Annotated in this window: 9 protein-coding genes and 1 tRNA gene; 5 read left to right on the top strand and 5 right to left on the bottom strand. The window is 58.8% G+C overall.

What is annotated here, in order from left to right; genetic code table 11:
* Positions 1 to 9: 9 nt before the first annotated feature.
* On the bottom strand, positions 10 to 2,613 hold the full coding sequence (locus HMPREF1627_RS01510; RefSeq protein ID WP_034500464.1) for a lysylphosphatidylglycerol synthase transmembrane domain-containing protein: 2,604 nt from the start codon (positions 2,611 to 2,613) through the stop codon (positions 10 to 12).
* Positions 2,614 to 2,711: 98 nt separating this feature from the next.
* Between HMPREF1627_RS01510 and HMPREF1627_RS01505 the strand changes: the two genes are divergently transcribed.
* Together HMPREF1627_RS01505 and pheA are read left to right on the top strand one after the other, a co-directional pair.
* On the top strand, positions 2,712 to 3,410 hold the full coding sequence (locus HMPREF1627_RS01505; protein ID WP_034500463.1) for a DedA family protein: 699 nt from the start codon (positions 2,712 to 2,714) through the stop codon (positions 3,408 to 3,410).
* Positions 3,407 to 4,342 (top strand): prephenate dehydratase, encoded by a 936-nt coding sequence (gene pheA / locus HMPREF1627_RS01500; RefSeq protein ID WP_034500462.1) that lies wholly within the window; start codon positions 3,407 to 3,409, stop codon positions 4,340 to 4,342. The genes HMPREF1627_RS01505 and pheA overlap by 4 nt, the downstream gene beginning before the upstream one ends.
* A 155-nt stretch (positions 4,343 to 4,497) precedes the next feature.
* On the opposite strand, the gene HMPREF1627_RS01495 is transcribed toward pheA, so the two are convergent.
* Both HMPREF1627_RS01495 and HMPREF1627_RS01490 read right to left on the bottom strand, forming a co-directional pair.
* Positions 4,498 to 4,581: transfer RNA gene (locus tag HMPREF1627_RS01495), tRNA-Leu, on the bottom strand.
* Between the two features lie 138 nt (positions 4,582 to 4,719).
* Positions 4,720 to 5,649 carry a hypothetical protein gene (locus HMPREF1627_RS01490; protein WP_034500461.1) on the bottom strand — a complete coding sequence of 310 codons (930 nt, stop codon included), beginning with the start codon at positions 5,647 to 5,649 and terminating at the stop codon, positions 4,720 to 4,722.
* A 181-nt stretch (positions 5,650 to 5,830) separates the two neighbouring features.
* On the opposite strand from HMPREF1627_RS01490, the gene HMPREF1627_RS01485 reads away from it, so the two are divergent.
* Positions 5,831 to 6,730: a DUF4862 family protein gene (locus tag HMPREF1627_RS01485; protein WP_034500552.1), complete on the top strand. Its 900-nt coding sequence runs from the start codon at positions 5,831 to 5,833 to the stop codon at positions 6,728 to 6,730.
* Between the two features lie 280 nt (positions 6,731 to 7,010).
* Here HMPREF1627_RS01485 and glmS read toward each other — a convergent pair whose 3' ends face one another.
* Together glmS and HMPREF1627_RS01475 are read right to left on the bottom strand one after the other, a co-directional pair.
* The gene (glmS, locus tag HMPREF1627_RS01480; protein WP_034500460.1) at positions 7,011 to 8,924 is read right to left on the bottom strand and encodes a glutamine--fructose-6-phosphate transaminase (isomerizing); all 1,914 of its coding nucleotides are present in this window, start codon (positions 8,922 to 8,924) and stop codon (positions 7,011 to 7,013) included.
* Positions 8,925 to 8,992: 68 nt separating this feature from the next.
* A complete protein-coding gene (locus HMPREF1627_RS01475) occupies positions 8,993 to 10,210 on the bottom strand; it encodes an ROK family transcriptional regulator (RefSeq protein WP_034500459.1) in 1,218 nt (405 codons plus the stop codon).
* 92 nt (positions 10,211 to 10,302) lie between these two features.
* Between HMPREF1627_RS01475 and xylA the strand changes: the two genes are divergently transcribed.
* Complete coding sequence (gene xylA, locus HMPREF1627_RS01470; RefSeq protein ID WP_034500458.1) at positions 10,303 to 11,484, top strand: xylose isomerase; 1,182 nt, start codon at positions 10,303 to 10,305, stop codon at positions 11,482 to 11,484.
* A 4-nt stretch (positions 11,485 to 11,488) separates the two neighbouring features.
* Positions 11,489 to 12,847 carry a xylulokinase gene (locus HMPREF1627_RS01465; RefSeq protein ID WP_034500457.1) on the top strand — a complete coding sequence of 453 codons (1,359 nt, stop codon included), beginning with the start codon at positions 11,489 to 11,491 and terminating at the stop codon, positions 12,845 to 12,847.
* Positions 12,848 to 12,911 lie beyond the last annotated feature (64 nt).

Here is a 12,911-nt window from a genome sequence, read left to right as displayed (position 1 = left end):
GCGGACCGCTCAGATTAGGTTCCGCTTCTGCATGATCTTCAGTGCAACCCAACCGAAGGGCGCGCGGCCATAGAAGGTCACGAGGCGGTAGATGATTGCGGTTGGCAATGCGATCGACACGCCGATACCTGCCACCTGCAAACCACCGGTGAGCGCGGCCTCGACAGGACCAATACCACCGGGGGAGGGCACAACCGAACCCAAGGAGTTCGATGCCAAGTAGGTAATCGACAGGGTCACAAGATTCAGCGACCCGCCCATGGCCTTGAGCGAAGCCCAGAACGCACCAACGAAGCCGATGTTCATGAGCATGTTCCCCGCAAGAACCGCCAGGAGGCGCTGGGGCTGGCCGGCAACCCACATGAGGCGCGGATAGACCTGCTTCCACGTGGGTTCGATCTTCGACCAAATAAACTTTCGGACCTTCGGGATCGAGATGCAGATAATCACCACAAGGGCGACAACTGCGACACCGGCAATGATCGCGCCATAAGGCAGCGATACAGACAGCGAGGAACCGGAGAAGAACAAAACGGTGACGAGCAGCGAAATAGTCACGAGGAACTGTGAAATCTGCTGAAGAGTCACGGTTGTAACCGCAGCGGCTGTGCTCATCTTCTGCTTGGTGAGGAAGCGCAGGTTGAGTGCGGCGGGCCCAATTCCAGCAGGTGCGACCAGAGTGACAATCGAAGCAGCGACCTGAGCAAGAATCGAGTCTCCGAACTTGACCTTCTCTTGGCTGAAAGCGACCAGAGGAACAGCGCCGCCAACCCATGTTGCAGCTGCGAAAGCGAAAGCAATGGCAATCCAGATTGGGTTGGCCTGCTTGACGGCTGCGACGATATCGGAGAAGTTCAAGGAACCCATCAAGATGATGGCCGCGAGCGCAAGAACTGCGAAGGTGATCATCGTCTTGGGAGCGAAACGTTGCAAATTCGCCGGTTGGACGGACTCTTGAGGAGTATCGGCAACGATCTCTTCGCGGAGTTTGTCAAGGAGATCGCTGCGTCGAAGGCTTGCAGTAACCTCCGAAGGTAGGACAGCCTTTTGCAGTACCGGCGCGCAGCCGACCAAAGCTTCTTCGGAGAGATTTCGTCGCGCCGAGGCCAGCGCCCGGTCCTTTCCGACATAGATCGCAAGCAGGGTGAGCATCTGGGCAACATCGATGCGCTGATTGAGCTCGTTCGTTGCAACCTCGCCCTCATCCCAGTGGATCAGCCATACCTGGGAAGACTCATCCACAACCAGGGAAGAAGGGGCGATGTGGCGGTGACTGATCGCATGGGAGTGCGCGAAGACCAACTGCTTCCAGGCCTCGTCAAGGATCTCATCGGTGAGTGCATCTGCCTCGGCAAGATCCTTCAAAGATGCGGTTGGTGGAAGCACGCGCATGACGGTCATGATGGAGTCGCCCGCCTGCGCAAGCCCCATGGGTTCGGGCAGATGGACGCCCGCGCGCTTTGCGGAAATGGTGGTCAGCATGGAACGCTCGGCAGCAGCCTTCACAGAGGGGGAGACCCAACGGGAAAGGCCGCGAAGACGGACGTTATTCCACACTTCCAAAAGTGTCCCGGTCATTCCGCGCCCCGGGTCGAGCATCGTGATCTCGTAGGGTACACCATAGATATCCCACACCTGGTAGTGGCGATTGCCATCAACGGGGGGACGACGTGGAATCGTGTATTCAGCCGAATCGGATGCGTGGGGTTCCGCGTGGAAATGGCCATGTTCTGTTTCGGTGACCAGCCATGTTTCCAGGTTGACCCCCGCAGGAAGAAGATCTGTGCGAATGATGCGTTGGGGCGTGATCCGAATCGAGAGAAGTGCGCGTACGATCTGCCCGCCCGAAGCGCTACGGTCTTGGAATCCCAAAACAAAGCGCGAGGCCGATCCGAAAGTGCGTCCCAAGAGCACGGAGAATACCGCCGAGGGAAGCGTGAGCTGGCCGCGCAAAACCCAAATGACGATGATGACGGCGAGTGCCCAGTACGACCAGCGAATCGTGCGCATGGCCTCGGCCTCGCCTGCCGCAGTGAAGAGTGCAATGAGCGCGATGGCGACCAAGTTGATTGCAATGTACGAGGCCGTTTGCCCGTTTTCCGAATAGGTGACGCTTAGCGGGGCGGTTGCGGTTTCGGGAAGTTGACGCAGTCCCAGCAAGATTACGTACGAGGCGACACCTGCGATCACGCTTGTTGTCAGTGCTTCGATTGCTGTGGAGACCTGCCGACGGAAGAGCAGCATGCCGATTACGGCGATCGGGGTGACAAGAATGGTCAAGCCTTCGACAACGGACAAGGGCATGAGCAGCAGATCACGAATGACTGTCACGCGTAGGACATCTTCGGCAACACCTTCGGTTGTTGAGGAGGCGACGAAACCCAGCCCCCACGCCAAGGCGATACCGAGGAGGCAGAAAATGGCCTCGACAAGGTCGGAGCGACGGCGGCGACGGTAATGAACCCGATCGGCGAAAAAGACCGCCTCGGGAAGTCTTGACTGGCGTACGGGAGCGTGATCGGGGGTGCTTTCTTCGGCCTGCTCGGACGCGGACGCAGGGGGCTGCGGGGCGTCAGTGGCCTCGGACGTGATCAGTTCCTCGGAATTCTCCATGGATGACATCCTATCTGTCTTCTAAAGACCGGTAGGGTTGACTTCGTAACATGCCGTGCACTCTTAAGTGAACGGTGCCCGAGTTTAAGGAAATCTGCATGCTTGCTGCCGTCATGGTCAATGCCTCAGGTCTGGATACCTTCATCAACTGGTTCAAGGACCCCGAAAGCCTGCTGGTCGCAATGGGACCGTGGGTTTTGTGGGGAACAATGCTCATTGTCCTCATCGAATCCGGTGTTCTCTTCCCGGTCCTTCCCGGCGAATCTCTGCTGTTCACTGCGGGTTTGCTCCACGATCGACTGGGGCTACACCTGCCGACACTGATCATCATGGTTGTTGTTGCGGCCTTCATCGGCGCACAGATCGGTTACTTCCTCGGCGCAAAGTGGGGACGCAAGTTCTTCAAGCCGGATGCTCGAGTCTTGAAGACCGAGCACTTGGAGAAGGCCGAGCGATACTTCCGTGACTACGGCGGGCGTTCGCTGGTCATTGGTCGTTTCATCCCCTTCGTTCGTACCTTCATTCCGCTCGCGGCAGGAATGGCACGCTACCCCTACGTGAAGTTCCTGATCTTCAACACCTTGGGTGCCCTGATCTGGGGCGCGGGATTCATCCTCGTTGGCTCGCTGCTGGGTAATGTTCCCTTCGTGCACGACAACCTGACCTTGATCTTGGGTGTCATCATCCTCGTCTCGGTTCTGCCCGTGATCATTGAGATCGTTGGAAAGAAGCGTTCAGGCGAGCAGACTGAGGCCAGTGAAACTGAAGCCCTCGCGCAGGAGGAGCACGCCGAGTGAGCAAGCTGCGAATCGCATTCCTGGGGCCCTTTGGGACTTTCACAGAGCAGGCTCTGCGTCAGGTTGCCCCGGAGAACGCTGAGCTTATTCCCCTGACTTCTCCTCCGCTGGCAATGAAAGCGGTACGTGAGGGAAAGGCAGATTGGGCGGTCGTTCCGATCGAGAATTCCATCGAGGGCGGGGTCAACGCGACGCTCGATGCGCTCGCGGACTACCCGCAGCTCGTGATCCGCGCGGAAATGCTGGTTCCCATTACCTTCCACTTGGCTGTCCGCCCTGGGACGCGCGCGGAAGACATTCGGAAGATCGGGACGCACCCGCATGCGTGGGCACAGTGTCGAAACTGGGCCGAGGAAACCTTCCCGGGTGTCGTTCACGTTCCCGCGACTTCAACTGCCGCAGCGGCTGAGACTTTGGGTGCGAGTGAGGGAGCATTCGACGCGGTCTTGTGCAATGCGACCTCGGTTGAGCGCTACGGCTTGGAATCGCTCTTCACGGATGTTGCGGATAATCCGGGTGCCATTACGCGTTTCGTCTGCGTGAGAAGGCCGATTGAAGGCTCCTTGACTGCGCCGACAGGACACGACAAGACAACGATTCAAGTCGCGCTGCCGGTGAACCAGGCGGGGTCGCTCATGCGTCTCCTCGAGCAGTTCTCGGTGCACGACGTGGACCTGTCACGAATCGAATCACGCCCGAGCGGTGATGGCCTGGGTGCCTATACCTTCTCGATCGACATGGTTGGGCACATTACTCAGGAGCACATTCAGGCTGCTTTACGAGGCCTGTACCGTGTTTCCCCAGACGTGCGCTTCATGGGGTCCTACCCCAGCTCGACGGTCAATAGCGCGGATGTTCCTCAAGATGACGAGGACTATCGCCGCGCGCGGACGTGGGTTCGTGAACTCATAGCCGGAGTTTCGCAGGACTGAACGACTGCTTTGCGAGGCCGGTTGGCGCTTGAGGCGTCAGCCGGCCTCACAGTTTGGTCAAGCAAGGTACGCATGACGCCTGCTTCGCGCATGAGGCGGGCCAGGCCTCGGCGGGTAAAACAAAAGGACCCAGCTTTCGCTGGGTCCTTACTACGTGCGCGAGGGGGGAGTTGAACCCCCACCCTATCACTAGGACACGGACCTGAACCGTGCGCGTCTGCCTATTCCGCCACTCGCGCGTACGTGGAAACTTTAGGGAATGAGAAACGATAAGTCAAACTGAATGATGAAAGGCGGCGAGCATCACCTTGAGACGCACTGAGACAAGCCTCGCGCAGCTGGTCGCCGGCTGCGCGAGTGGCTTGCTTCTGTTCTATTCACTTCGCGAGGAAGCGTTGGACGAAACTTTCAGGTAGATACAAGTATTTTTCTGCAAGCCCGATGAAGGTCTCGAAGTCGATCTCTGGATTGCTGAAAAGCTCGTGAAGTTGGGGATTGTCACCCTGGGTAATAGGACCGAATTCTCCGGTGGGTAAGCAGTAGAAGATATCGCGACTGATCGCGTAGCCGTTGTTATTGCCGAATTCTTCCATGACCGCGAAGCGCATGTAGTCGGCCATCTGGAGTATCTGTCGTGAGATGTCCTCCGGATCGATGGGCGCATAGAGCAGGACGGAGCGCTGCGGAATGGCGAAGAACAATCCGTGGGGGGCATTAATTTGGAGATTGCTTACCAACGCACCAATGTTTGCCGCCTTGCCGGCGATGAATGGTGATTCTCCCAGCAGTTCGGTAAACGGACCCACCTGTTGCTTCGTATCGATTGGCTCGTTATCGGTGTTGATCTGGCCGTAGTGGAAAAGTTCGTCAACCGAAAGTGGGTATCGAGCAAGACTTTGATCCGTCACCAATGACACGCTGTTCGGGAAATCCAGATAGAGCGCTGTGGCTAATCCGGCGGTGAATGGACGAATGTAGGTGATGGGGAGATCTGAGCTCTGTCCGCCCCGGATGATGCGTGTGCGGATTCGCTTGCGAAGCTCATCGGGATCACTGATCGAGTACTCGGGCATCCGCAGAGTTTCAATCATGAAGGCAACCCAGCGTTCGATTTGCTCTTGGTGCTTGACCGGGTCGATGCGCGACAGATCTGACAGGAGATTTTCGACGTTGAAGTGCATGGTGTCGACGGTCAGAATGTAGCCGTTTGTTTTCGGATCAACCTGGGGAGTGGCATCGATGCCAGCGTCTTCCAAGCGCTTCAAAAGATAGGGAAAAGTGCGTTGAATCAGCTCATTACGGTCCATGTGCGTGAGTTTAGCGTTTTTCAGATTTGAACGAGCTGGATTGAGACTGGATGAGGACTTTGATGCGGGTCTCTTCTGAGGGTAAATTTGTCTGATGAATATGCTGCGTTTTGCAGCTTGACCTGTCAGACTTATAGGTGCGTGTCCCAACGACGGCGACATTCACAGAAGGATGATCACGATGACAATTCCATTCATTATCGGAGCCTATGCCTCGCATCCCGCCCCGGAACTGCAAGAGGACTATTACAAACTTCTCGCGCAGCAGCCGTGGATCAATGGCCTCGAAATGCCCTATCCCGGACAGATCGCCACGGACAACGAATTTCTTGCCGGCCTACTCGCCGCGAACTGGGATTTCAACACCATCACCGCCATCCCCGGCACCATGCAAAACGTCGGTAAAGACGCCACCTTCGGCTTGGCCTCGCCAGAAAGGGAGGGTCGCGAGGCCGCGCTGGCTTTCACCCGCCAGCTGCGCGAGGACCTGGGCAAGTTGTGTGAGCATGCTGATCGTCATGTGGTGACGCGCATTGAAGTGCACTCGGCACCCACTCGGACCGCGGAAGGGGACGCGTTCAGGCGATCTCTGGAAGTTCTGCGCGAATGGGACTGGTACGGTGCGAAGCTCGTGATTGAGCACTGCGACCGCTTTATCGCCGAGCAAAAACCGGAAAAGGGATTCCTCTCGATCGACGAAGAAATCCAGATCGCCGCCGAGTTTGAGGTCGGTGTCCTCATTAACTGGGGACGCTCGGTTCTAGAAGAACGCAGTGCCGATGCTGCCTACGATTACATTGTTGCGGCCGGAAAGCGCGGGGTTCTAGATGGCGTCGTCTTCTCTGGAGCGGGTCCGGAAGAAACTCAGTACGGCTATGCCTGGATTGATGGGCACCTGCCCGGCCAGACCGATGAACCGGCATCGCTCATGAGTAATGCAGAAATTAAGCGCTGCGCACAGGCCGCAATCGAGGGCGGGTGCAACTATTTGGGTGCGAAGATGTGCGTGCCCAAGGACGCGACCTTGGAGGAGCGCCTCGCGATGCTGACCCATGTCTACAAGGCGTGCGAGCTTCACTGACAGTGCTTGCCTAAGCGCTCGTTGAATTATCGGCCCCCCGGAGTATCCGCCCGGAGTATCCGCCTGGAGTATCTCCACCGGGATATCCCCACCGGAGTATCCGCCCGCGGACAAAGTGCGTCAATGTGTGGGCATAGCGCACCTATTTCACGCCTATCCTTCGAGCTATGACGCACTTTGTCCGGTGGAGAGGTCGTCAAAGCAGAAAACGGCGTTCGTCTGCTTCGTGCTGAAGTCGCAGCTGCTGCCTCGCGCTGAGGTCGCAGCCGCGCAGCCGCTCCTACTCCACGGTGACGGACTTGGCGAGGTTTCGAGGCTGATCAACATCCAGCCCCTTCACCGCTGCAAGCTCACACGCAAAAATCTGCAGTGGAACAATTGTCAGCAGCGGCGCATATAGCGTCGGAACGGGAGGAACGCGGAAGACAACTTCAGCGAACTCATCAACCGATGTATCGCCTTCCTCTGCGATGACAATTGTCCTGGCTCCGCGCGCGCGGACCTCTTGGATGTTCGCCAAGACCTTCGCGTGTAGTTCGGGGCGGCGCGGAGTTGGCACAATAACCACAACCGGCTGGCCTTCATCCACCAGGGCAATCGGCCCGTGCTTGAGCTCGCCGGCCGCAAAACCCTCCGCGTGGATGTAGCAGATCTCCTTAAGTTTGAGTGCGCCCTCAAGTGCGACGGGGTAACCCACGTGTCGCCCCAAGTAGATCACCGAGGTCGCATCCTTCATCGTGCGGGCGAATTGGCGAACGCTCTCCCCGCTATCCAAAACCTTCTGAATCGCCTCGGGAAGGCGCGCCAGTTTCTCCATGTAGTCAGCGATTTCGTCGGCGTACTTGTTCCCGCGAACCTGTGCCAAATACAGGCCGAGGATGTAGCACGCTGTCACCTGCGATGTGAAAGCCTTCGTTGAGGCAACCGCAATTTCAGGCCCAGCATGGGTGAGGATGACGGCATCGGATTCGCGCGAAATAGTCGAACCGGGAGTGTTGACGATCGCGACGACCTTCGCCCCCTGTTCGCGGGCGTGGCGGATTGCCTGGATCGTATCCATCGTTTCGCCGCTCTGAGAAATCGCGACAACCAGGGTCTTCTCGCCAACGACCGGATCGCGGTAGCGGAATTCGCTGGAGAGTTCGACCTCGACGGGGATACGGCACCAGTGCTCAATCGCGTAACGTGCGACCTGCCCCGCATAGGAGGCAGTTCCGCAGCCAATCATGATGATCTTGTCGATCCCGCGCAGGACGTGCTCGGGGATGCGGATCTCGTCCAAAGCCAAGTGCTCGTGCGAGTCCATGCGATCGGCAAGAGTATCAGCCACGCCTCGAGGCTGTTCGTGAATTTCCTTCTCCATGAAGGTCGGCCATCCGCCCTTGGTCGCGCGATCCGCGGAAAAATCAACCTCGTATTCCTTTAGGGGAACCGGATGCCCACCCGCGCCGATGACCGTTACAGCGGAAGCGCTCACGACAACGAGTTGATCTTGGCCGATTTCCACCGCACGATTCGTGTGCTCGATAAAAGCAAGGACATCCGAGCCGAGGAAGTTCTCTCCCTCACCCAGGCCAATAACCAGCGGCGAAGACCTGCGCGCTGCAACGATGACATTGGGAGAATCGGTGGACAGCACGAGCAGAGTAAAAGTTCCCTCGAGCTCGGCGGTTACTTCCCGCATTGCAACGACCAACCGTCGCGCGACGGCCTCGTCAGTGCCACTCAGCCCCGCAATTTCTTCCGTGTACGAGGCCGCATCCGCCTGATCGTAGGCGCGCGCAAGCAGGTGCACGACCACTTCCGTATCGGTTTCCGAGGCAAAAACCGCGCCTTGTGCGCGCAGCCGGGTGCGCAGTTTGTCCGCGTTTTCGATGATTCCATTGTGGACAAGTGCGAAGCGTCCGTCGGGGCTGACGTGGGGGTGAGCGTTTGTAACCGTTGGGCGCCCGTGAGTTGCCCAACGGGTGTGCCCGATCCCGGCGTAAGCATCGGCTGGTGCCTCAGAATCTACGGCCTCGCGCAGGTTGACCAGCTTGCCGACGGCCTTAATAACGTCCAGTTCTCCCGGGCGCGCCAAGGCGATTCCTGCAGAGTCATATCCGCGGTATTCCAGGCGTGAGAGGCCGTCGAGGACGACCTGACGGCTTCGCTGAGAGGCTTGACATGCGACGTGTCCAACAATTCCACACATAGTTTCATTGCAGCACAGGAGTCTTGTCGCCGCTTCGTGGGCAGCTATGTAGCGCCTGTGAATCCTACCTAGAATGCACCGTCTTTCCAGTGAATCGGATCGTCCAAAATTCTCTCGAGAATCTGGAACGCCCCGCCGCGCAGGGAAAGGTCCTCGGACGAGGGAAGGATGTCGATAGCGGGTGCATACCAGGGAGCTTGGAGGACGCGAGTTTCCAGTTCCTCGTGCAGCGTTGGCAGTAAGTAGAGGGCAGTCTCGGCGACGAGGCCGCCCAGATACACCTGTGAAATATCGACGGTGTTGACGACGCCGGCTAGAGCCTGCCCCAGAGCATGGCCGGCATTGGCAAGAGCATCTTGGGCTTTCGCGCTGTGTCCGGCAAGCTGAGTGAGCTCGCGGGCGCTTGATTCGTCTTCCAAACCTGCTGCCCGGCACAGTGCCTTGAGGCCAGCAATGGTTTCCAGGCATCCGCGCGCTCCGCAGGAGCAGACGTTTCCTTGGGGTTCAACGCAAATGTGTCCGATTTCGCCGGACCAGCCGTGAGCTCCGCTCAGTGGTTGATGGTTGATGACTAGGCCGCCACCGATGCCAACTTCTCCGGAGACATAGATGAAAGATGCGGGTCCCTCGGGGACGCCGGGGCGGGGGTGGGCGACCGCGAAGGCCGCCAAATCGGCCTCGTTCGCAATGAGGGTGACGTGGAGGTCGTGGAGGGGGTGGGTGAGCTCGTCGAAGGGGATGTTCTTCCAGCCGAGGTTTGGCGCGGTGACTAGGGTGTCGCCAGAGACGAGGCCGGGGAGAGCAAGCGCGCTGCCCAGGAATGTCGTGCCTTCTTCATGTCCCTCGCGTAGTACGCGTCTGCCCATGCGGGCCAGTTTGCGCAGGGTTGCCTGCGGATCGGAGCCTGAAAAATCGCCCTCAAGTGTCTCTCGAGCAAGGACGTTGCCGCTGAGGTCGACAAGGTATGCGCCAAGAACCGAGATATTCACCTGCAGTCCCAGGGCGATGACGGTTCCCGAGGCGGGGGAGAGGACGCTTGTGGGTCGGCCTCGTCCGCCGGTGGAGAGTTTATCGTCGCTTTCTTCGACGAGACCGGTTGCGATGAGTTCATCGACCAGGCGTGACATCGTTGCGCGTGAAATTCCGGTTTGAGCAGCGATCCCCGCGCGGTTGATTGCGCCGGGATTGGCCAGGATGTGGCGCAATGCCAGTGAAAGATTGTGTGCACGCAGATTTTGGTTTGTGGCGCCAGAATGTGGGCTTTGCGTGCGAACTGTGTTGGCCATGTCTTGACTCTATCGCATGATATGGATTATGTTATGAGGCATAACAAAAACGTGCATATTTTTGCACAGCTTAAAACCTGGAAGGTCATGCTATGGCGCATACACCTCGACCCGAAGATCGCTTCTCTTTCGGCCTGTGGACCGTGGGATGGAACGCGGTTGATCCCTTTGGAACCGGTACCCGAGCCGTCCTCGATCCGTGGGAATACACGGCGAAACTCGCAGAAATCGGCGCTTGGGGCATTACATTCCATGACAATGATGTCTTCGACTTCGATGCCTCGGACTCGGAGCGCCATGAGCGAGTCATGCGCGTCAAGGAAGTTGCTGACGCAGCCGGACTCGTCATCGAAATGGTGACGACAAATACCTTCACCCACCCGGTGTTTAAAGATGGCGGATTGACGAATAATGACCGTGAGATCCGCCGCTTCGGCCTGCGAAAGATCTTGCGTAACGTCGACCTCGCAGCAGAACTCGGCGCGACAACCTTCGTCATGTGGGGCGGACGCGAAGGCGCAGAATACGACTCCTCTAAGGATCTCAACGCAGCATTCGACCGCTACCGCGAAGGCCTCGATACCGTCGCCGCCTACATCAAGTCTCGCGGATACGATCTCCGCATCGGCCTGGAACCCAAGCCCAATGAACCCCGAGGCGATATCTTCCTTCCCACCGTTGGTCACGCTTTGGCCCTGATTGCTCAGCTTGACAACGGCGACGTCGTCGGATTGAACCCCGAAACCGGACACGAACAAATGGCCGGCCTGAACTACACGCACGCCTTGGCTCAGGCGCTCAACGCCGGAAAACTCTTCCACATCGACCTCAACGGACAATCCGGTCTGAAGTACGACCAAGACAAGGCATTCGGACACGGCGACCTTGCCAGCGCTTTCTTCACCGTCGATCTGCTTGAGAACGGCTTCCCCGGGGGAGGACCTCGCTACGAAGGGCCTCGTCACTTCGACTACAAGCCCAGCCGAACCGAGGGCATGGAAGGCGTGTGGGAATCCGCGCGTGCAAACATGGAGATGTACCTTCGTTTAGCGGAGAAGGCACGCGAATTCCGCGCCGATCCGCTCACCCAAGAACTCATGGAAGCGGCATCTGTCGCCGAGCTGGCAACTCCCACGCTCGCACCCGGTGAAAGCATTGACGACTTCCTTGCTGACCGCAGTGCCTTCGAGGATTTCGACGCCGAAGCAAAGGGCGCTCGCGAGTACCACTACGTTGAGCTCTACCAGCAGGCCATGCGCCACCTGATCGGCTGAGACCATGAGTGAGAGCAGGCCATTCGTCGCTGGAGTCGACTCCTCCACTCAATCGTGCAAAGTTGTCATCTGCGATCCGGTCACCGGCAGGATCGTCCGCGAAGGTCGCGCCTCGCACCCCGAGGGAAGCGAAGTTGACCCCCAGGCGTGGTGGGATGCTTTCCTCGAGGCCGTGCGCGCGGCTGGCGGCTTGGACGACGTGCGTGCGCTCAGCGTGGGCGGGCAACAACACGGAATGGTCTGCTTGGACGAGCGTGGCGAGGTCATCCGCCCGGCGCTTTTGTGGAACGATACCCGAAGCGCCGGTGCGGCCGAGGACCTCACCTGCGAACGAGGCGATGGCGACCGTGAGCGCGGTGCTCGCTGGTGGGCCCGCGCCACGGGCCTCGTTCCCGTTGCCTCTTTTACGGTCACGAAACTGCGCTGGCTTGCAGACAATGAGCCGGAGAACGCAAGGAAGATCGCGGCAATCTGTCTGCCCCACGACTGGCTGAGTTGGAAAATCCGCGGTGGCTTTGAGGCTGTCGGGTTGGAAGGCCTGTGCACCGACCGTTCCGATGCCTCGGGAACGGGCTACATGGACCGGGCTGATGCAGTCTACAGGCGCGAAATCTTGGCTCAGGCCCTGCGAATCTCTGTGGAAGAAGCAGAGGAAATCATCCTGCCGAAGATCTGCAAGCCCCTTGAGGCCATGGGATGTGGGGATCCAGCGCGAGGATGGGGAGAAATCGCCATCGGTCCAGGGTGTGGAGACAATGCTGGGGCTGCGCTCGGTGTTGGCCTCGGTGTCGGACAGGCGTTGCTCTCGTTGGGAACCTCCGGGGTTGTTGCCGTTGTTAGCGAAACTCCCGTGGAAGATCCCAGTGGTCAAGTCGCCGGCTTTGCTGACGCAAGCGGACATTGGCTTCCCCTCGCGTGCACGCTCAACGCCTCGCGAATCCTCGACGCGGTCGGCGCGATGAGCGGCCTCGGCTATGAGGAACTAGACGAAGCGGCACTGTCGGTTCCCGACGCGGGAGGGCTGCGCCTCGTTCCGTATTTTGAAGGCGAACGCACGCCGAACCTGCCCGATGCCACTGCCCGATTGGAAGGAATGACGCTCAAGAATTCGACGCGCGCGCACCTTGCTCGGGCCGGTGTCGAGGGGCTGCTTGCCCACATGCGTTTCGCGCTCGAATGCGTGCGTGAGCTGGGCGTTCCGATCGAGAAAGTGCTCGTTGTCGGTGGGGGAGCGCGCTCGCGGGCAGTGCAGAGCTTGGCGCCCGAATTCTTGGGGGTACCCGTTGAATTTCCCGAGGCGGCAGAATACGTCGCCCTGGGTGCCGCAAGGCAGGCGGGAATGTTACATTCGCCCACGATATGAACACGCCGCGCGTGGCCCACGCCTGGGCCATAGCATGAGGCTATGTTCCAACGAATGCGTAGCT

This window comes from Actinomyces sp. S6-Spd3 (assembly GCF_000758755.1).
In the GTDB taxonomy this organism is placed as follows: domain Bacteria; phylum Actinomycetota; class Actinomycetes; order Actinomycetales; family Actinomycetaceae; genus Pauljensenia.
The sequence above is the reverse complement of the archived record's forward strand: the minus strand, read 5'-3'. Positions and strand labels throughout refer to the sequence as shown.